16 protein-coding genes and 3 pseudogenes are annotated in these 17,536 nt (G+C 54.9%); 8 read left to right on the top strand and 11 right to left on the bottom strand.

Annotated elements, in window-relative coordinates; all coding sequences use genetic code 11:
- The first annotated feature begins 117 nt into the window (after nt 1-117).
- Both QPJ95_RS16845 and QPJ95_RS24280 read left to right on the top strand, forming a co-directional pair.
- Nucleotides 118-432 carry a DUF3307 domain-containing protein gene (locus QPJ95_RS16845; RefSeq protein WP_270919582.1) on the top strand — a complete coding sequence of 105 codons (315 nt, stop codon included), beginning with the start codon at nt 118-120 and terminating at the stop codon, nt 430-432.
- A gap of 348 nt (nt 433-780) precedes the next feature.
- Nucleotides 781-931: pseudogene (locus QPJ95_RS24280) on the top strand (transposase); the annotation flags it as partial.
- 142 nt (nt 932-1,073) lie between these two features.
- Here QPJ95_RS24280 and QPJ95_RS16835 read toward each other — a convergent pair.
- The 4 genes and pseudogenes from QPJ95_RS16835 to QPJ95_RS16825 form a co-directional block, all read right to left on the bottom strand.
- Nucleotides 1,074-3,224, bottom strand: a complete 2,151-nt coding sequence (locus QPJ95_RS16835; RefSeq protein ID WP_270919583.1) for a CHASE2 domain-containing protein — start codon at nt 3,222-3,224, stop codon at nt 1,074-1,076.
- A complete protein-coding gene (locus QPJ95_RS16830; protein WP_270919584.1) occupies nt 3,139-3,597 on the bottom strand; it encodes a hypothetical protein in 459 nt (152 codons plus the stop codon). Before QPJ95_RS16830 ends, QPJ95_RS16835 begins: the two co-directional genes overlap by 86 nt.
- 379 nt (nt 3,598-3,976) lie before the next feature.
- Nucleotides 3,977-4,240 (bottom strand): annotated as a pseudogene (locus tag QPJ95_RS24275) (FecR family protein); the annotation flags it as partial.
- Between the two features lie 1,024 nt (nt 4,241-5,264).
- Nucleotides 5,265-6,325: pseudogene (locus QPJ95_RS16825) on the bottom strand (IS110 family transposase).
- Between the two features lie 186 nt (nt 6,326-6,511).
- Between QPJ95_RS16825 and QPJ95_RS16820 the strand changes: the two are divergent.
- Nucleotides 6,512-7,327 (top strand): class I SAM-dependent methyltransferase, encoded by an 816-nt coding sequence (locus QPJ95_RS16820; RefSeq protein WP_270920970.1) that lies wholly within the window; start codon nt 6,512-6,514, stop codon nt 7,325-7,327.
- Between the two features lie 336 nt (nt 7,328-7,663).
- Nucleotides 7,664-7,981: a bactofilin family protein gene (locus tag QPJ95_RS16815; protein ID WP_270920969.1), complete on the top strand. Its 318-nt coding sequence runs from the start codon at nt 7,664-7,666 to the stop codon at nt 7,979-7,981.
- Nucleotides 7,982-8,303: 322 nt separating this feature from the next.
- Here the strand turns inward: QPJ95_RS16815 and QPJ95_RS16810 are convergent, their stop codons facing one another.
- From QPJ95_RS16810 to QPJ95_RS16785, 6 genes are read right to left on the bottom strand one after another with little or no spacing between them, the layout of a single operon-like run.
- Nucleotides 8,304-8,669 carry a hypothetical protein gene (locus tag QPJ95_RS16810; protein WP_270920968.1) on the bottom strand — a complete coding sequence of 122 codons (366 nt, stop codon included), beginning with the start codon at nt 8,667-8,669 and terminating at the stop codon, nt 8,304-8,306.
- 1 nt (nt 8,670) lies between these two features.
- Complete coding sequence (locus QPJ95_RS16805) at nt 8,671-9,285, bottom strand: hypothetical protein (protein ID WP_270920967.1); 615 nt, start codon at nt 9,283-9,285, stop codon at nt 8,671-8,673.
- Nucleotides 9,282-10,148 carry a hypothetical protein gene (locus QPJ95_RS16800; RefSeq protein ID WP_270920966.1) on the bottom strand — a complete coding sequence of 289 codons (867 nt, stop codon included), beginning with the start codon at nt 10,146-10,148 and terminating at the stop codon, nt 9,282-9,284. Before QPJ95_RS16800 ends, QPJ95_RS16805 begins: the two co-directional genes overlap by 4 nt.
- Nucleotides 10,145-10,501 carry a hypothetical protein gene (locus QPJ95_RS16795; RefSeq protein WP_270920965.1) on the bottom strand — a complete coding sequence of 119 codons (357 nt, stop codon included), beginning with the start codon at nt 10,499-10,501 and terminating at the stop codon, nt 10,145-10,147. Before QPJ95_RS16795 ends, QPJ95_RS16800 begins: the two co-directional genes overlap by 4 nt.
- Entirely contained in the window at nt 10,483-11,154 is a 672-nt protein-coding gene (locus QPJ95_RS16790; protein WP_270920964.1) for a hypothetical protein, read from the bottom strand. Before QPJ95_RS16790 ends, QPJ95_RS16795 begins: the two co-directional genes overlap by 19 nt.
- On the bottom strand, nt 11,151-11,462 hold the full coding sequence (locus QPJ95_RS16785) for a hypothetical protein (protein WP_270920963.1): 312 nt from the start codon (nt 11,460-11,462) through the stop codon (nt 11,151-11,153). The genes QPJ95_RS16790 and QPJ95_RS16785 overlap by 4 nt, the downstream gene beginning before the upstream one ends.
- A 535-nt stretch (nt 11,463-11,997) precedes the next feature.
- On the opposite strand from QPJ95_RS16785, the gene QPJ95_RS16780 reads away from it, so the two are divergent.
- Nucleotides 11,998-12,285: a helix-turn-helix transcriptional regulator gene (locus QPJ95_RS16780; protein WP_270920962.1), complete on the top strand. Its 288-nt coding sequence runs from the start codon at nt 11,998-12,000 to the stop codon at nt 12,283-12,285.
- Between the two features lie 730 nt (nt 12,286-13,015).
- Here QPJ95_RS16780 and QPJ95_RS16775 read toward each other — a convergent pair.
- Nucleotides 13,016-14,278 carry a site-specific integrase gene (locus QPJ95_RS16775; RefSeq protein WP_270920961.1) on the bottom strand — a complete coding sequence of 421 codons (1,263 nt, stop codon included), beginning with the start codon at nt 14,276-14,278 and terminating at the stop codon, nt 13,016-13,018.
- 372 nt (nt 14,279-14,650) lie between these two features.
- Between QPJ95_RS16775 and QPJ95_RS16770 the strand changes: the two genes are divergently transcribed.
- From QPJ95_RS16770 to QPJ95_RS16760, 3 genes are all read left to right on the top strand, one after another.
- A complete protein-coding gene (locus QPJ95_RS16770; protein ID WP_270920960.1) occupies nt 14,651-14,950 on the top strand; it encodes an FtsB family cell division protein in 300 nt (99 codons plus the stop codon).
- A 199-nt stretch (nt 14,951-15,149) separates the two neighbouring features.
- Nucleotides 15,150-16,139 (top strand): pyruvate dehydrogenase (acetyl-transferring) E1 component subunit alpha, encoded by a 990-nt coding sequence (pdhA, locus tag QPJ95_RS16765; RefSeq protein ID WP_270920959.1) that lies wholly within the window; start codon nt 15,150-15,152, stop codon nt 16,137-16,139.
- Between the two features lie 15 nt (nt 16,140-16,154).
- Nucleotides 16,155-17,528 carry a pyruvate dehydrogenase complex E1 component subunit beta gene (locus tag QPJ95_RS16760; protein WP_270920958.1) on the top strand — a complete coding sequence of 458 codons (1,374 nt, stop codon included), beginning with the start codon at nt 16,155-16,157 and terminating at the stop codon, nt 17,526-17,528.
- The last annotated feature ends 8 nt before the right edge of the window (nt 17,529-17,536 follow it).

The following is a 17,536-nucleotide window of genomic DNA, read 5'->3' as shown; positions in this document are numbered from 1 at the left end:
TGGTAGCAGGTTCAATTCCTGCCGCTGCACCCAAAGTGATCTAGGTCACAGATGAAATTATAAAGCGCCGCTAGCCTGACACGGACGATGCAAGTCATATTCAAGTAGGGGCAACACATGGAAATTCTGGCGCTGATGATCTTTGCCCATGCGATGGCGGACTATCCGTTGCAGGGAGATTTCCTAGCTCGAGCCAAAAACCACACAGCTCCGATTTGTGGAGTGCCCTGGTATCACGCCCTTGGGGCCCATTGTGCAATCCACGGTGGGTTTGTTGGTATCATCACTGGTTCGCTTGCCTTGGGCATTGCTGAGTTCGTTATTCATGCCGCCACGGATTACGCCAAGTGTTCCGGACGTATTTCCTATAACACTGACCAAGCTATCCACGTCGGCTGCAAGGTGCTGTGGGCTTGGATCCTTCTTGGTTGAGCAACCAGGGTGTGCTGGGAAGCAATACATTCTGGGCGACCTGATTTATTTGCAGAACAAAAAACGGGTTCGTAACTAACCCAACACAGTGCTCTGATCGCGAAAGCCTAGTGCCGAAATGTGTCTAATGCAGCAATTGGGCCACATCACTCGCCCATAAATGTAGAGAACGGCCCTGACCGGCCGTTCGTGCAAAACCCGTCTAATGGCCGGTTCCAGCCCTTTTAAGACCTTGGTGCTGGGTGCAGCATGACGCGGTATATCAAGCAGGAAGGGCGGGAAGCGGGAGTTCGCTGCTCTTTGCATGAACGTCGGCTATGGGGGGGCTTTGTTGCACAAATCGCATGTTGGACCCCACCTCCGAGCGGGAGGTGTGGTCGGAAACAGCAATTCAGTGACGCCGCTATTCAATCTTGTCTGACGTTGAGGATCGTGTTTGGTCTGCCACTTCGGCTAGGCATCTGGGTTCGTCCAGAGGTTGCTGCGGTTAGTTGGAATTGTTCATCTACTCACGGCCACTTATCTCTGCTGAGAGTTGGCTTGATAGCTGATCTTGCAGCTTGCGGATTGCCGAATTTGCCACGTCTGTCTGTCGTCTAACAAGCTCACATCATTGTAATTTTGACGATGCTGCAATGGCTCTAATGGCTATTGTTCGGAATAGGATCTTTAACCGTTACAGCTCTAAGCCCATTGTATGCTGGCTGTAAAAAATCCTCACGTCGCGCAATAATTTTTGTATAGAAATTTGGAAGGCGTGGGTTTACCTGCCCCGCGATTGCCATGAAAGATTGAACCTGCGTTTCCAAGCTGCTGTTAGCTTTGTTGTCGCAAAGATCTTTGATCAAGTGTTGGTGAAGAGATCTAAGTTTTGTGAACTCTTTAGATTTTGCGATCTCGTTTCCACCAACGACGATGTAAATGGGTTCTCGCTCGGTTTTGCCCTTGAGCTTAACGATGCCAGCTTCGAGCATCCCTATTTCACCGCCAATTGCTTCCATCACAGTTTTGGAGACAACAATATCAAATTCTACGTGCCTGCAGATATTTTCGATGCGTGAAGCGACGTTTACAACATCTCCGATCGCGGTGTAATTGAAACGGCTTTCTGAACCGATGTTCCCGACACAAGCCTGCCCCGAAGCACATCCGATAGCGAGTTCAATGGGTGGGAGCCCCTGCCTTACTGAGGCTTGATTGAAATCCTCCAAAGAGGATCGTAGTCGAAGCGCTGCGCGAACCGCATGCAATTGATGGTTCTCGATTTTGAGTGGTGCATTCCAAAACGCCATGACCGCATCGCCAATAAACTTGTCGACCGTGCCCTTTTCAGCCTGGATCTCGCGGGCCAGACACGTGAATAACTTGTTGAGAAGATCGACCAAATCAATTGGTGAAATGCGTTCGCTCAACGGCGTGAAATTGCGAATGTCAGAAAAGAGCACCGTAATGTTTTGTGTTTCCCCTCCTAGGCGTAATTCCTGCCCGGTTCGATCCAACTCCTCTAGCACTCCTGGCGCGACATAATGCGAAAGTGATCGGCGGATGGCTCTTTTGTCGCGTTCGGCAACGCCATGAAGGTAACCTGAAAGTACTGCGAAATTGACCATTCCTCCCGCAAGAGGAAAGGTTGCGTCAAACAAAATCGAACCGTGTTGAAAGCCAAGCCAACTGGCCAACAGAACCAAGGCTGCTGCGACACCTCCTGCAACAAATGACATCACCGCTCCACCAAGAGACATGACGGTTGTTACAACAAGACCAAGTGCGACATAGGACAAGATCTCTAATCCGGCGACCGTATCTGAGCGATGCAATGATTGACCTAGAAGCAATTGCTCGATGACTTGAGCATGTATGGATACTCCCGGAACGGCTTCTCCAAGAGGTGTCTGGCGGATATCAAGCAATCCGGCAGCAGATGTGCCGACCAGAACGATCTTTCCTTCAATCTCATTTCGCATCCATTCGTCATTTGATTTGGTCATCACATCGACAGCGGAGATGTACAAATCAGGGTTGTCATGGCGAAATCGAACCCATAGCTCGCCTTGCTCGGTCGTTGGAATTACCAAGCCACCTAGCTCGATGAACCGAACAATTCCCTCCTCCTCATGTGCTCCCTCCAGTATGATGTTGGGTTCTTGCATCGTTACACGGAGCGCCTCGAGACTGAAACTTGGCATCAAGCCGTTGGGGCTTTGCCATAGCAAGGGAACGGTACGGACAATGCCAAAGGTATCCCCCGGCGCAACGTTGATACTGCCTATCCCACTTGCGGTTTCGGCAAGTGGAGGTGCCAGTGAAGTCCACGCGGCTACCCAATTCAAGCCGTTACTGGGGTTGTCCCCGATTTGAATGACTCCTGCCTTTGACTGAATGTTACTTTCGTCGGCGGTAGGTTTTAGTGCGACACCCAGGATGACTGGCAACGAAGCATTCGCATTTGCAAGTCTGACATCATTGTCGAGCAGTGAAAGTTGATCTGTTCGCGCAAAAAGTTCTGCATAATTGGGATCTTGGGCAAATCTTGCGGGAGAATACCTATCGGGTTCGGCAAAAAGAACATCGAAGCCAACACTTGCCGCGCCATAGGCGTTTAGTTGGTCAACCATATCGGCCACTAATGTCCGTGGCCAAGGCCATTGTCCAAGGATTGATAGCGAAGTCTCGTCAATGTCGACGACACGAACCGGCAAATCTGGTTCAAACAATCGAGGGGAGAGACGTTGCAAATAGTCGAAATAGATGAGCCGTGTTGCAACAACAGGATATGGATCCAAGATTCGCACATAAACGCCTGAGCAGATTAAGATTAATCCGCCAAATCGAAGAAGCCAACGACTGCGCCACTTTAGCGCTTTTTTTGCACGGCTTCGGCGTAAGAACCTGAAAAACAAACCTAACGATCCTTCCCTCTACCTCCATTTTCCGCAGAGTTTCCGTGACCATTTGCGTTGCCTCGGTTTTTACCTCCAGCGTTGTCCCGGCCCTTTCCACCATTGCTATTTGAACTTTCTTCTCTTTTTGCAGCGCCCTGGCCATTTCCGGTGCCAAAACCGTTTTGGCCTTCGCTAACGCCGCCACCTCGTCCTTGGCTTGGTCCGTCATCACCACTTTGGCCCGGAAATCCAGTCCTTTCGTCGTCGGGTGGTTCTGGTTCATCTGGTGTCGAAGGAGGAACTGGCTCAAGCCGTGGGGCAGGAACCGGTGGCTGCACAAAGGGAACCAAAGGTGGTGGGGGGCTGATTAGGGGATTAAAAATCGCTCGATTTGGTGGAACTTGGTGCCGCCTGCAACCGGCTGTTGGTGCATGCAATTGTTCATTGAGCGCCCTTTGTGACAAGATGAAGGGGAAACCTAAAGAAAGTAACGCGCTTGCTTGTTGCGGTCCGTTCGGGACGCCGATGGTTCCGCGAGGTGTAGTCGCTGCAATTTTGCAGGACCCTCTCACCAACGAACAACTCCCACTACTCCCACACATGCGCACTGAGCCCTTAAGTATTGCCATTGACGTTTGGCGATCTGACAAAACCCAAAAATCGAATATTGTCCCTCGAACACCCATCGTGGCAGTTGGGGTGGTTACAGTGTATGCTTTGCGTCTGCTATTTCCTGATACAAAACGGAATGATCCTCCAATGGCGCTAATGTTAAACTGGCTTGCCCGATTGCTTCTACGATTGAATGATGCGTCAACGGTCATCGTGGAATTTGGGCCCACTGCAATTTTTGTGCCATCATTGAAAAGTAGTTGAACTAGACCGGTCTTGTTGGTTTTGATGACGTCTCCGGTATCCACCGACATGCCAGCTGAAATGCGCTGTCTTCGCCCGTCACTCGTAATATTTGCGCCGTTTTTGACCTCAAGCACCTTCCCAATCGATGCCTCGGCAGAACTAAAGTGCGTCGCAATAAGCGCGCAGATTCCATATCGTAATATGAGGCCGCACCAAGTCACGTAGTGTCTCCTCCTAGAGACTACGATGGGCTGGTCGCTATCGGGACCGCTTCTATTTGTCGGTCCTTCAGGACCAATAACGTGCCTGAATCTTAGCTTTCTGCGTGGCACAGAGTTCTACACATTTTTTAGATTTTTGCAAGAATAGCTAGGCTGGTTGGTGGCGTGCCGCAGAAGCCGTTGACGGGCTCTAATGATGTAACCGCCGCCCGACGGCATCGATGTGCCAAGGTGGGCCTAGAGCGCTTCAAAATGCTGCGCAATGCGTCAAACGGCTACTTTGGGGAAGCTGCACTGCGGCATTCTTGCTCATGGTCAAGGGGACCCAGGGCCGTTCGCGCTCTGCCTGGGCGTCCGGCGGGCCCAACTTTGCAAAGTACGCAAACTGCGCATTGCTGCCGTCGGAGCTGACTGCAGCGAAGGTCCGGAACCCGTCCTTTGTGTCGAAATGTGCAGGGTGCAGCAATCAGGCGACTGTCCTCTCCCCTCACAGTCGAGAACGGCCCTGAGCAGACGTTCGTGACAACTGCGGCGAATTCCTGGTCTGAGCTTTTATTACCGAATTTCTGCAACGCGGCGAATGTCTTGTGTGGATGGCTCCTGCATAGCAAGACATTTTTGCGGTGATCCGCGCATTTGTCAGAAGCAGTCTTGTGTCCGGCCTGTTTGCGCGGTTTTGACCGCTGGCCCTCCCTTTCGGGACATTGCTGCGCAATGCCCTGCCGGGCAGTGGATGGGTTCCGCGAACCAAGTCCCTTTCTGCTTTGCGGGCAATAACGCCCGGGACATTCGACGGGGTGTCTTGGTTGTTGCGGCTGACTTTTGCACCATCACTTCGCAGGTCTTGCTATCTCGTGTTGTTTAGGTCTTTTCAGATTGTTCTCGGCGTGTACGGCTCATTCTTTGTCAAAACTGCCCAGACGATCCGTGCCGTTTTATTCGCCATTGCCACAGTTGCTAAGCGTGCTGGTTTGCGTTCCAAAAGGGCTGTAAGCCATTTGCTCGCCCGTTCCGGGTGGGATCGAGTCTGTCGCACAAGCGATGTCATTCCTACGACAAGGAGCTGGCGCAGATATTGATCACCCATCCCTTGCCCGGCAGGGCATTGCGCAGCAATGTCCCGAGAGGGATGGTGATCCGGCCTAATCGCTCTTTCCCACCACTCGATTTGTTGGCAGGCGTCAATCCTATCCACGCAGCAAACTCTCGACCATTCCTGAACTGATGGCCATCGCCAATGCTAGCAGCGATCGCAGATGCCGTGACAGTGCCGACGCCAGGTATTGTTTGCAAGAGCCTCACGCGCGCGTCTCGCTTCGCCTCCAATCTCAGACGTGTCTCATACCATCTCACCTGCTCATGAAGGGCTCCAAGCCGCTGGCACAGATTGCGGAACACGTCCTGCGCAATAGTGGGAAGTTCCAGTTCAACGCCTTCGACCACACTTTGCGCAAAGCTGATCACCCGTGCGAGGCCACGGGCAATGTAGATACCAAACTCGGCCAACAGACTGCGAAGCGCATTGATCAATTGGGTGCGTTGTCGAACAATCAGACTTCGTGCCCGGTGCAAGGACAGAAGCGCTTGTTGGTCAACCGATTTGATTTCAACAAACCGCATCGTGGGCCGCGTGACTGCTTCGCAAATAGCCTCCGCATCAATCGCGTCAGACTTGCCGCGCTTCACATAAGGTTTGACATACATCGGCGGGATAAGCCGTACTTCATGTCCCACCTGGCTCAGCTCGCGCGCCCAGTGATGGCTGGTACCGCAGGCTTCAATCCCGACCAAACAAGGATCAAGGCGCTTAAAAAATGCCAGCACCTGCGCACGGCGCAACGGGCGATTGAATGCGACTTCACCTGCATCAGTGATACCGTGCACATGAAAGATGTTCTTGGCTAGGTCGAGGCCAACTGTTGTAACTTGCATTGGGTGGCTCCCCTCATTCGCAGATTTCGACACCTGCATTATGGCGCAAAGCGACGCCGGTCGGAGCAGGAGCCATCCACCCCATCTGCTCAACATGGTCGCTGGGTAAATAGGGGGTTTTCTTCTAAGATACTTATGCTCGGCAAAAGGCCGTCGGGATGACCAACCGCAGGGGAGGATAACAACATGGAAGCCAACTTAAGGTGGCAGGTCTCTTGGGGAGCCGCAGAGCGGTATGAAGAGAACTTAGTTCCTGTCATATTCATTCCTTGGGCGCAGGAACTACTAAATCGCGCTGAACTTGTCGCTGGAGAAGCTGTCCTCGATGCCGCTTGTGGCACCGGAATTGTGGCGCGAATGGCGTCTGATCGAGTTGGGCCAGATGCAAAGGTGGTCGGTGCGGATATCAACGCTGGAATGCTGACTGTAGCCAAGTCGAAGTCGAAAGAAGAAGGTAAAGTGATCGACTGGGTCGAAGCAGACGTAGGAAATTTGCCGTTCGACGATGCAAGCTTCGACGCTGTCTTTTGCCAACAAGGTCTTCAGTTCTTTCCTGACAAGCTTTCTGCCCTGAAAGAGTTTCGTCGTATTCTTACCGTCGGTGGACGGTGTGTGATCTGTGTAGCGCGAAGCCTTGAACACAATCCGTTGATGAACGGCCAAATCGAAATCCTCACACGGTACATTGGCGAAGACGCCGCAAACGCCATCCGCGCAGTTTGCAGCTTGTCGGATTCCGGTGTGATTAACGATCTGTTTGCTGAGGCTGGTTTTACCGAAATCAGCATCGAGAGCGTTACACTTACACTGCGGCACTCTGATGGGAGGGCTTTTGTGGCAAGGAACATGTCCTCAACGCCTGCCGCCGATGCGATCTCAAATCTGCCCGAAGAGACACGCCAAAACCTTCTTCAGGAATATCTGGATACTTTTGGCTCCTACTATGACGGCCACGCCTTGGCATTTCCGCATGTCTCTCATGTTGTACATGCGCGAGTATGACCGCAAAGTGTTTTGTGCGATCAATAGTCACCCATTTTAAGCTGGGTCACTACGCACTGTTTTGGCGCTCTGCCGCTGAAAGCCGACACTCGGTCGGATTAGGCGAAGTGCATCAAGGTCCGCGCAGCCGCCGTTCGACGATTGGTACCTTGGCGTGCCCTGCCCCCAAAGTCCTCAGCTTGGACACCAATGCGATAGCCGTGGTTCCTAAGGGCTACATCTTCCATTTTTTGGAGACTGTATGCCTGAGCCTAGCATCTTACACAGACGCCGCAATGTGTCCAAACTCGCTGTTCAAGATGACAATTTTCACGAAAAAACTGAGAGGTTTTCGCAATGTCCAATTCGATCATCGAAGAAGCCCTGACCATCGAAGGTAACATGAAATCGGAACAAGGGAGCGTCGAAGTCAAGGGAAAGGTGATTGGCGATGTTTCCGCCAAGTCAGTCGTAGTTCGGACCAATGGATCACTAGCCGGGGCAGTATCAGCAGAAACCGTGACCATCGAAGGCAAACAGACCGGCAGCATCAAATGTGCTGACCTCACACTTGCGTCGACGTCGGACGTTCAAGTGGATGTCGAAGCTCAGACCATGACAACCCAAAGCGGCGCGAAAGTCAGCGGAAAGCTTCAAATTACCGGAAGCGCGTAAGCCTGAACCGAAGAAAGGTCAGCCCCCAAGCCGTCACCGCTCAACCTCTTCTTCAACGTAGTGCTGGCGCTCCCGCGGAATAATATCGTGCCAAATACTTGAGAATGTCTGTTTCGAGCCCTACTCGACGTTGCGTGGATCGGTGCTGGCCCAGGACGCGGCACACACGACGCTCAGAAACCTTCATCTGGCTATGGACCTTGATGCAGCGCACCTTGCTCCATCCCGGCCAATGAGTTGAAACCCGCCGCATGTCGGTGACGCCCACAGCCAGATCTTCGGTTGTGCCGGAACTGGGATCATACCGCCAAGCCCTTCAGCATCAGAGCAAATGCGCCTTTGTCAAAGGTGCCACAGGTACTGATCCGGTGACCGCGGGTGTTATGATTTTGCCGTGCGATTGGGCGGAGCTGTGCCAATGCTGCCAATTGCGGCCCATTGAGAAAAGTTCGTCATCCTGTTTGGCGGTCCAGTTGGGATGCGGCGGCAAGGGCTGGCGTTCGGGGGCTGTGGCCTTGTTCACCTCAACAAGCAGGCGGCCTTGATTGTTGCGCTTGGGCAGCCCAAAGCGGTTGGAGCGGCGGCGGATGGTGGCCGTGGTCATTTCGATCAGCTTGGCAATTTTCTTGAGCTTTACTTGCCCGCGCCACAATGGCTCCAACAGGTGCCGGGTGATCGTTTTAACCATTTTATTCACTCCTCATCGGTTCGGGGGTTCCATCACGCTCGACGGCCTCTGTGAATGTTACGCGCCACAGGCGAGCTATTATCTCCATATGCCGGGTCCATTCGTCGTGACCCATGGGCTGTTCTTTGGCGAATTCGTTTAGGTCGTCGCTCAGCATGAAATTCGCGTTGCGCGCTTCGCGGGCAGTCATCACGCCACGATCCACAAGCGCTGCCGTGCGGGCCGTTGATCCCATGGCGGGCATTTGGTCGCCAAACTTGCGATACCAGTCTGTCAGCATGGCAAGCGCGTTCTCTTCGGCGTCCCCATTGTTTGGCTTGGTTGAAATCTCTTTCAGCACGTCAGTCAGGGCGGCTAACAAAACCTTGGTGGTTGGCCATGTGCGCGAACCATGACGGCAGCGCAGCGCCGGGCGCAGGGCGTCCAGCAGCCGGGCAATGTCTGCCTCGCTAGTGTGGTCGGGAATGTTGCTGTTGAGGTCTTCAACCAAGTCGTTAATTTCATCGCGGGCTTGGTCGGCGTCCAGATGCTTGGGGCGGGTGTAACGGTGCAGCAGGCCGGTGTGCTCGTCCATGAAAAAGGCGAAAATCTTGGTGGTGCGGGCCTGGTAATTCATTTGCCGCCCTCAACCCGTTTGGGCACAAAGCCGTTCGGGAAAAGCACGTTCAAATCTTCGCTGCGGGTCTTACCCACCAGATCATTCAAACCTTCGCTGCTGGTTATTGAGCGGTTGGCCGCGTGGCTTTGGTCGTCAAGCCAACGGGTTTCGTTCAGCCAGGTTGAGAGGTGGGGGATTTTGGAAATCTCTGTGCTTTTCACTGCCCTGATGAAATGGCCAAGCGGTTGAGTGATTTCATCGCGTTGCGTTTGCTTGCGGGCCTTGCTGTAGGCTTTGAGGGCTGCGCCTTTGCCCACCTTGCGGGGGTAGTAGGTCCAAAGATAGTCAAACTCGGCTTGCAGGTCTTTTGCACACGGGCCCCCTTGGGGGGGGTGGGGGTTCTTAATTGTATTAATTGTATTGTTTGTATTGTTTGTATTCTTATTTGTCCCGCTGCTGTCCCGCTCGTGGCCCGCTGCTGTCCCGCGGCAGTCCCGGTCGTGTCCCGCCGCCGTACCGGGGGCTGCATCATCGCCTGTATCGGTCGTCAATGGTTCGGTTTGAAATTTCTCATAATTACAAACAGTTATGGTGATCCGGCTCGTCCCGCTTTCTACCTCAATCATTGTCTCGGTTTGCAACCGGGTAAGATACCGGGCGACGCTGGTCTTGCTCCACCCCCATGCCTTCGCCAGGAAACGCACCGAATAGGTCATTTGGCCGCGTTGCAGTTCCACGATTTTCCCCGCCACGCTGACACGGTGCGGCTGGTAACAGGCGTGGGCAATCAACCAATCCCAAGCGGAGAGGCGGCACAGCTTTTCACCTGCAAAGAGGGGGTGCTCAAAGCGGCTGCGTTGTGCGCGAACCCACCCCTTCATACCGGCCACCACACGGCGAAGGTGCCATCGGCACGCAATAGGGCCGCCTCATACCGCCCCCCAACAAGCGGGCGGAGCAGGAACAGGGCAATATCGTCGACGCCAGAGCCTGCCCGCAGGTAGGCTTGCACCCGAAACTGCCACACAGGTGTCATACAGGCGACACAGCGATTCATGGCTGCCCTCCCGCTGAATAGGGACATGGAGGCCACGCTGTGTGCCCGTGATAGGGTTTCACAGCCATAATCCCCAATTGCCGCCGCGTCGGTCATGGCGTGATCGTCCTTGCCGTTGTCGCCGGTGCAATCCCCGACGAATGCGGCAACGTCTGTTTTCAGCTTTGCGGTTTGCATTTGTGTTCCTCCAAATTGTCAAGGATCAGGCGCAAGCGGGCAGCGGCTTCAAGAGCCTCCGCAAGTTCCCAATCCAACATGTGTTCGAGCAAGTCGGCGTTGCCGCTCAACTCCGCGACGGCGCATTCAAGCGCACTGGTGAAGTGAATGATCCGGTTGAACACTTTCGGGTCGCGGCCCCCGGTGTGGTCGATCACGATGACTTCGCGCTTCTGCGTGCCGCGCTCTGCTAACTCAGTGACGGTCGGTTGCGGCCCGTCACGCTTGGTCAATTTCTCAAATTCATTTTCGGGGATTTTCGCTAGGCGCAAGGCGGTCGCTTTTTGGTTATTGGAAAGCCCCGCCTGCGCCGCTGCCTCTGTGCGTGAAAGCGTATGGGTGCCCATACGCTTTAGGTGTGCCCCGGTCGCTGGCTCGATCTGTTCAAGAACCTGTCCCATGCGCCGGATTGCCCGGTTGCGGATAAGGCGGGCCTTTTTTTCAAGCGTCTCGTCGTTCGCCTGTTTGGCATAGCTCGCCAGCGCCGCCGCCCGATCTGACCAATCCTTGCACTCGTCAATCGTCTCGCATTGGGTCAGCGCCGCCTTGGCCTGTTCATACACCGCAGGCAACGGCGCATCTAATACTTGGGCCGGGGTGAGCGGGGTTTTCATTCAGCCACCGCCGGGTCGAACATATCGGTGGTGTCGGTGTCCCACTTGCCCGCCCGCATTGCGTCCAGCATGGGGCCAAAGGTGCGCAGGAAATCGGCCCGCTTGGTTTCAGACATTTTGTCGATTTCGCGGATCACACCGAGGGCGCGCTTGTGGTAGCCCTCTTCGTCAACAATCTGTTTGATGAGGCTGCGCAGATCGCCGTTCGCCTCGCTGACCGTGCCGCCCAAGTCTGCCAGTTCGTCAAGCTGAACCTGCAAAGCGCTGGCGCCTACCTGAAATTCCTCATTGCTCAAATTGCCGTCCATCTTGTGGGTTCCTATGGTTTTGATAGGCCGCAAGAAGCCGTGGACCGAACAAGGTTCGACCCGCCTCTTTTGGCTGGTGGGACTTGGTTTTCGTGATTGGCGCTAATTTGCGTCGATGTGCTCAATTACCGGCAGTGCGGCGCAAAAGGCTTGATTTATCTGGTATGGTCTTGCATTCGGTGGGCAAGGTGATAATTTTTTTGTCAACACACCTCGTCAAGGAGCGGGCGCATATTGAACAGAGGGAGTGGGCAATCAATGCCTTTTTCAAAGCACATAATGCTGAGTGGCCCGTACCAATTGGCGGGAAAACTCTGCGCCGTATTGGCAGCCCTGACTGAGTACCAGGACACCCCGATGCGCCGGATGATTTGCTTTTTGCCGACGCACGCGATGACCTGCTTGGCTGTGATGTTTGCTGTATCCATGCTATACTTGTGACAGCCAAATTGTCATCAATCGACGGTCGGATTGATATTTGTGGCAACTTTGTTGCCATCCCAGAGCGACAAGTAACATTTTTGGAGATTAAAAGATGAAGGAAATGCGCAAATTTTCGGATATTGCTCAACGGCTTGTATGGCATCGGAAGCTAACCGGGCTGACGCAATTGGAATATGCCACAAAAGCCGGGTTAAAGCGGGCGCAGCTCAACAACTGGGAGAACGGCGATTACCGAATAAGCGTTGACGGTGCATTGGCGCTTCGAGAAACCTACGGGATGCCGTTGGACTTCATTTATCTAGGTGATCAAAACGCTTTACCGATGGCCCTGCGCAATGCGCTTATTGAGGCAAGGAGCGGCGGAGAGAATGGCGGCTGACCCCGCCCCCAGTTGCCCAATCTGCGGCAGACCCGCCGAACAGATTGGTGCCGAAATAGCCAATACTGCCAAACGACGGGCCGGGAGAGGCCTGAAAGCTGGGTTTATCCGGGCTTTCACGTGCGGATGAAGCCCTGCGGCCTGCGAGTGGCAGCCAGTTTGCCTTACCTCCATGTCATCAAGGCAATTTTTTTGTCGTCACCTCTATGAAGTCAATTGTAACCCGAGCCCTTTTGGCGGCGGATTATCAAATCCGCCCCTGAAATCTGGTTTTGCAGTTCACAAAAATTTAGTAAAAAATTTTCCGTCCTGCTGCTCAGTTTGCACCGCTTCGATTCATATCCAGCCGTTGCACCCATGCCAGTCGGCCACATATTGCTTTACGACTCAATGCAAAGAGGTTCGCCACTGATGATTGTTGGGGCAACGTTTTTGCCATAGATCGTTGAAATTGGAGCCGGGGAAATGCCGTGCAACAGTTCGCCGTCAAACACGTCTTGGGTGGCCGCGTGGCGCGCCGAGGGGGCTCTGCAGGTGCTGGATGACGGCGCGCGCTGCGCCGGTGCTATCAGTGACGGACCCCTTGGCCCGCATAGACGGCCCTAGCGCAGCACATGACTCGGCGAGGGGCTGGGGATAGCCCTTATGGGTCAATTTGGGAGTGGATATAGGAAATCAGGGCCGCGCTGCTGGTTCGGGGCTCCCCACATTTTCGGGCGATGGCGTTGCTTCAAACCAAGGCTATCGGCGCAAGTGCGGCAAGCTTTGTGTCTAGATTTGAGCCTTCGCCGTAAATCATTTTTTCGGGCTTGTGGCCCATAATTTCTTTCCGAACCCGATCTTGGCACCCGCTGTTAAGCAAACGGTCGCTTATAGAGTGACGCAGTGAATAGGCGGTATGTTTGTCGCTTTCCAGCAGCCCACTATCCCTTAAATGTCCAGTCGCATGGTCGGTCCAATCGCCAAAGGTCCTGTATCGGGGGAAGCCATCAGGAAAGGCCCGCATGGCCTCAAGGGATACGCCCAACAGCGGCACATCACGGGAGGAATATTTGTTTTTAAGGGTGCGCCCCTCGGCCCGGATTTGGATGTGCGGGATATTGGCGTCAAGCCTGATGCGTTCGGGTAGCAGATTGATAATTTCTGAAGGCCGCGCGCCGGTGTTTACCACAACAAGAAAAATCGCCCGCTCCTCATCGCTCATATTATCAAGCGCGCCGGGGGCTAGAATTTTGCTACTGATCCATTCTGCTGAAAACGCCGGGCGGCGCTCACCATCTGGTTCAAACCAAAGCCGCAAAAACGGGTTCGCCATATCCCATCCTTGTTTCATGCAAACCTCACTCACCATTGAACTGAGATTGCCCAAATCGTGGTTCCCTGTGGCCGCTGACCGGCCTTCGCTCTGCATTCGGCTCCACCAGTGAGCGCGGAAGGTTAGGGCGTGCTGGCGCGTGATTTCCTGCACTGGCATATCGCCAATAACGCCGATCAAATTGGTGACGGCGCGCAAGCGCGGGGAGCGCCATTTCCGAAGCTGTTGCGCGTCCTTTTTTCTGATCTTGTCAGCAACGAAACCGGCGTAGGCGTCAAACAAGCCCGAGAGAAGCAGCTTAGGCACCTCGGCGGCCCCAAGCACTGCGGCGCACTCCGAGGCAGTCCCAGCTACCCCGGCTTCAACCCGCTGCAAGAATTCCTTATCCGGCAGGTCTGCCACATCGGCTTCGGGCAGGTAGGCAAAGCCCATCGCCTGCGCCAGCGTCCGCAACTCAGCATATAGGGCCGATGCCTTTACGGTTTGCTTGGCCAGTGCGGCCTCCCATTGGGCATCCTGCAAAAACACAATCGCCCGCGCCTTTTGAAGTGCCTCCGCACGGGCGTCGGTGTGCAAGGCGGTCCAAACATATGCCCGCCCTTCAATTTCCCGGTAACGGGTAGGAACGGGCCGCTTGTGAGTGAATAACCCTTTTTTACCCCTGCGCATCAGTTCCATATTTAGACCCCTCAAAAGCTGTGATTAAAGTTGAGGTAGTAGCAAATATCAGTAGCAGATCGGAGGGAGGACTGGCAAGTTTTCTATCAAAACCCAACGATAGCCCTATAAAACAAAGGGAAACGCCGAAGCAGCTTTCCTATTTTGTTGCCAAATCGGCCTTAAATATCCCCGCCGGAGGCAGTGGCCCGCAGGGCCGCCCTCTAAACCCCTAGCAACCCCCAGCAAACCCTACCAAAACCTTAACGAAAAAACTTGCCCCATAGGGCTCAAAGGGGATTCACAAGCTGATTCGCTTGTGTCATACCAGTGACAGACGCGGGATCAACCGGCGCTACATAAAACTTGAGCAGACCATACAGGCACTTCCAATTGACCCGAAACCATCGACCCAACCTTGGTTCATTGCCCTTCTTTGCCGCCGCATTTGCGCTTAGCGCATATTTTACATTTGCGGCGGTGCAGGGGGATTTCGGGTTATTTCGCAGGGTCGAGATCGCGGCAGAGGCAGAGACCTTGAACCGCGATCTCACCCGGCTCAATCTTGACATCGCGCAGATGGAAAACCTCACCCATCGGCTGTCCGACACCTTCCTTGATCTGGACCTCCTCGACGAACAGGCCCGGTCAGTTCTCGGCGTATTGCGCGCCGACGAGATCGTGATCCGTTAACCCCCCCCCTGCACCACCAGCGCCACCGACGCTGACCCCTTGCAACAGGCAGCGGTTCATATGGGCCCTACGGCGGTCTCCCGGCCAAAACTTAGCGGTCCAAAACCTCGCGTCACAAAATCTCTCGCCACCGGCTTCAAAATCCTTTATTAGATAGTTTAACACTAAACTATCTAGCCTACAGGGGGAGTTTGCCACCATGGCTGCGAGAAAAAGCGTTAAGAAAACAAATGTTTCCGCCGAGGAACTGACCGAGCACTACCGCTCGATGTTGCTCATTCGTCGATTCGAAGAAAAGGCCGGCCAGCTCTATGGCATGGGCCTGATCGGCGGTTTCTGCCATCTCTACATCGGTCAGGAAGCGGTGGTTGTCGGCCTCGAGGCCGCCGCCGAGGAAGGCGACAAACGTCTGACCTCCTACCGCGACCACGGCCATATGCTGGCCTGTGGCATGGATGCCGGCGGTGTCATGGCCGAGTTGACCGGCCGGACCGGCGGCTTGTCCAAGGGCAAGGGCGGCTCCATGCACATGTTCTCGAAAGAGAAACACTTTTACGGCGGCCACGGTATCGTCGGCGCCCAGGTGCCCATCGGCGCAGGTCTGGCTTTTGCCGACAAATACAACGGCAACGGCCGGGTCTCCTTCACCTATTTCGGTGACGGCGCCTCCAACCAGGGTCAGGTCTATGAGACCTTCAACATGGCCGCGCTCTGGCAGCTGCCGGTGATCTTTGTCATCGAGAACAACCAATATGCCATGGGCACCTCGCAAAAACGCTCCTCTGTCACCCCGGATATCTACACCCGTGGCGAGGCCTTTGGTATCCCCGGAGAAGCGGTCGACGGGATGAGCGTGCTGGCCGTGAAAGAGGCCGGCGAACGCGCCGTGGCCCATTGCCGCTCCGGCAAGGGCCCCTATATTCTCGAGGTCAAAACCTACCGCTACCGTGGCCACTCGATGTCGGATCCCGCCAAGTACCGGACCCGCGAAGAGGTGCAGAAAATGCGCGAGGAACGCGATCCGATCGAACAGGTCCGCACTCTGTTGCTGGACAATAAATACGCCACCGAGGATGATCTCAAGGCGATCGACAAAGAGATCAAAGCGGTTGTCAACGACGCCGCCGACTTTGCCCGCACCAGCCCGGAACCAGCGCTCGAAGAGCTCTGGACCGACATTTACGCCTGAGGGGGACCATACAACATGGCAACTGAAATTCTGATGCCCGCACTGTCCCCCACCATGGAGGAAGGCACGCTGGCCAAATGGCTGGTCAAAGAGGGCGATACGGTCAAATCCGGCGATGTGATGGCCGAGATTGAAACCGACAAGGCGACGATGGAGTTCGAAGCCGTTGATGAGGGGGTGATCGGCAAGATCCTGATCGCCGAAGGCAGCGAGGCGGTTAAGGTTAACACCGCCATCGCCATCCTGATTGAGGAGGGCGAAGCGCTGGATGCCGCACCGGTGGCCGCAGCTCCACCCGTCACCGCCGTCCCGGACTCTGCGGCAAGTGCAGAGCCCGCCGCTCCAGTTGCAGCTGTTGCTGCTGCACCGGTGGTCGACCTGACCCCGGATTGGCCCGAGGGCACCGAACTGGTGAAAACCACCGTGCGCGAAGCCCTGCGCGACGCCATGGCCGAAGAGATGCGCGCCGACGAAAACGTCTTTCTGATGGGCGAAGAAGTCGCCGAATATCAGGGCGCTTACAAGATCTCGCAGGGTTTGCTGGACGAATTTGGCGCCAAGCGCGTCATCGACACCCCAATCACCGAGCACGGCTTCACCGGCATCGCCGTCGGCGCCGCCTTTGGCGGGCTGAAACCGATTGTCGAGTTCATGACCTTCAACTTCGCCATGCAGGCGATGGACCAGATCATCAACTCGGCAGCCAAGACATTGTATATGTCCGGTGGTCAGATGGGGGCGCCCATGGTGTTCCGCGGTGCCAATGGCGCCGCCTCCCGGGTTGGCGCCCAGCACAGCCAGTGCTTTGCCGCCTGGTACATGCAGATCCCCGGTCTCAAGGTGGTGACGCCCTATTCGGCCTCCGACGCCAAAGGCTTGCTGAAATCGGCGATCCGCGATCCAAACCCGGTGATCTTTCTGGAGAATGAAATGCTCTATGGTCGCGCCTTTGACGTGCCCAAACTGGATGATTTCACCGTGCCCTTCGGCAAGGCCAAAATCTGCCGCACTGGCACCGACGTCACCATCGTCTCCTTCAGCATCGGCATGCAATATGCACTGGAAGCCGCTGATAAGCTGGCCGAAGAGGGTATTTCAGCCGAGGTCATCGACCTGCGCACCCTGCGGCCGATGGATCTGCCGACGGTGATCAAATCGGTGATGAAGACCAACCGTCTGGTCACCGTCGAGGAAGGCTGGCCGCAGGGCTCGGTCGGCAGCTACATCGCCTCCGAAGTGTCACGCGAGGCGTTTGACTATCTGGACGCGCCGATCATCACCTGCACCGGCAAGGACGTGCCGATGCCCTATGCTGCCAACCTCGAAAAACTGGCGCTGATCACCACCGACGAGGTGATTGCCGCAGTGAAACAAGTGACCTACCGGTAAGGAGACAG

Source organism: Parasedimentitalea psychrophila (assembly GCF_030285785.1).
GTDB lineage: Bacteria > Pseudomonadota > Alphaproteobacteria > Rhodobacterales > Rhodobacteraceae > Parasedimentitalea > Parasedimentitalea psychrophila.
The sequence above is the reverse complement of the archived record's forward strand: the minus strand, read 5'-3'. Positions and strand labels throughout refer to the sequence as shown.

What these genes read in the sequence shown, in the direction of transcription:
- QPJ95_RS16780 (WP_270920962.1), top strand. Translation starts at nt 11,998, where the DNA reads ATGAAGGAAATGCGCAAATTTTCGGATATTGCTCAACGGCTTGTATGG.
- QPJ95_RS16845 (WP_270919582.1), top strand. Translation starts at nt 118, where the DNA reads ATGGAAATTCTGGCGCTGATGATCTTTGCCCATGCGATGGCGGACTAT.
- QPJ95_RS16805 (WP_270920967.1), bottom strand. Translation starts at nt 9,285, where the DNA reads ATGAATTACCAGGCCCGCACCACCAAGATTTTCGCCTTTTTCATGGAC.
- QPJ95_RS16785 (WP_270920963.1), bottom strand. Translation starts at nt 11,462, where the DNA reads ATGGACGGCAATTTGAGCAATGAGGAATTTCAGGTAGGCGCCAGCGCT.
- QPJ95_RS16775 (WP_270920961.1), bottom strand. Translation starts at nt 14,278, where the DNA reads ATGGAACTGATGCGCAGGGGTAAAAAAGGGTTATTCACTCACAAGCGG.
- QPJ95_RS16760 (WP_270920958.1), top strand. Translation starts at nt 16,155, where the DNA reads ATGGCAACTGAAATTCTGATGCCCGCACTGTCCCCCACCATGGAGGAA.
- QPJ95_RS16790 (WP_270920964.1), bottom strand. Translation starts at nt 11,154, where the DNA reads ATGAAAACCCCGCTCACCCCGGCCCAAGTATTAGATGCGCCGTTGCCT.
- pdhA (WP_270920959.1), top strand. Translation starts at nt 15,150, where the DNA reads ATGGCTGCGAGAAAAAGCGTTAAGAAAACAAATGTTTCCGCCGAGGAA.
- QPJ95_RS16815 (WP_270920969.1), top strand. Translation starts at nt 7,664, where the DNA reads ATGTCCAATTCGATCATCGAAGAAGCCCTGACCATCGAAGGTAACATG.
- QPJ95_RS16810 (WP_270920968.1), bottom strand. Translation starts at nt 8,669, where the DNA reads ATGGTTAAAACGATCACCCGGCACCTGTTGGAGCCATTGTGGCGCGGG.
- QPJ95_RS16795 (WP_270920965.1), bottom strand. Translation starts at nt 10,501, where the DNA reads ATGCAAACCGCAAAGCTGAAAACAGACGTTGCCGCATTCGTCGGGGAT.
- QPJ95_RS16800 (WP_270920966.1), bottom strand. Translation starts at nt 10,148, where the DNA reads ATGAAGGGGTGGGTTCGCGCACAACGCAGCCGCTTTGAGCACCCCCTC.
- QPJ95_RS16830 (WP_270919584.1), bottom strand. Translation starts at nt 3,597, where the DNA reads ATGAACCAGAACCACCCGACGACGAAAGGACTGGATTTCCGGGCCAAA.
- QPJ95_RS16820 (WP_270920970.1), top strand. Translation starts at nt 6,512, where the DNA reads ATGGAAGCCAACTTAAGGTGGCAGGTCTCTTGGGGAGCCGCAGAGCGG.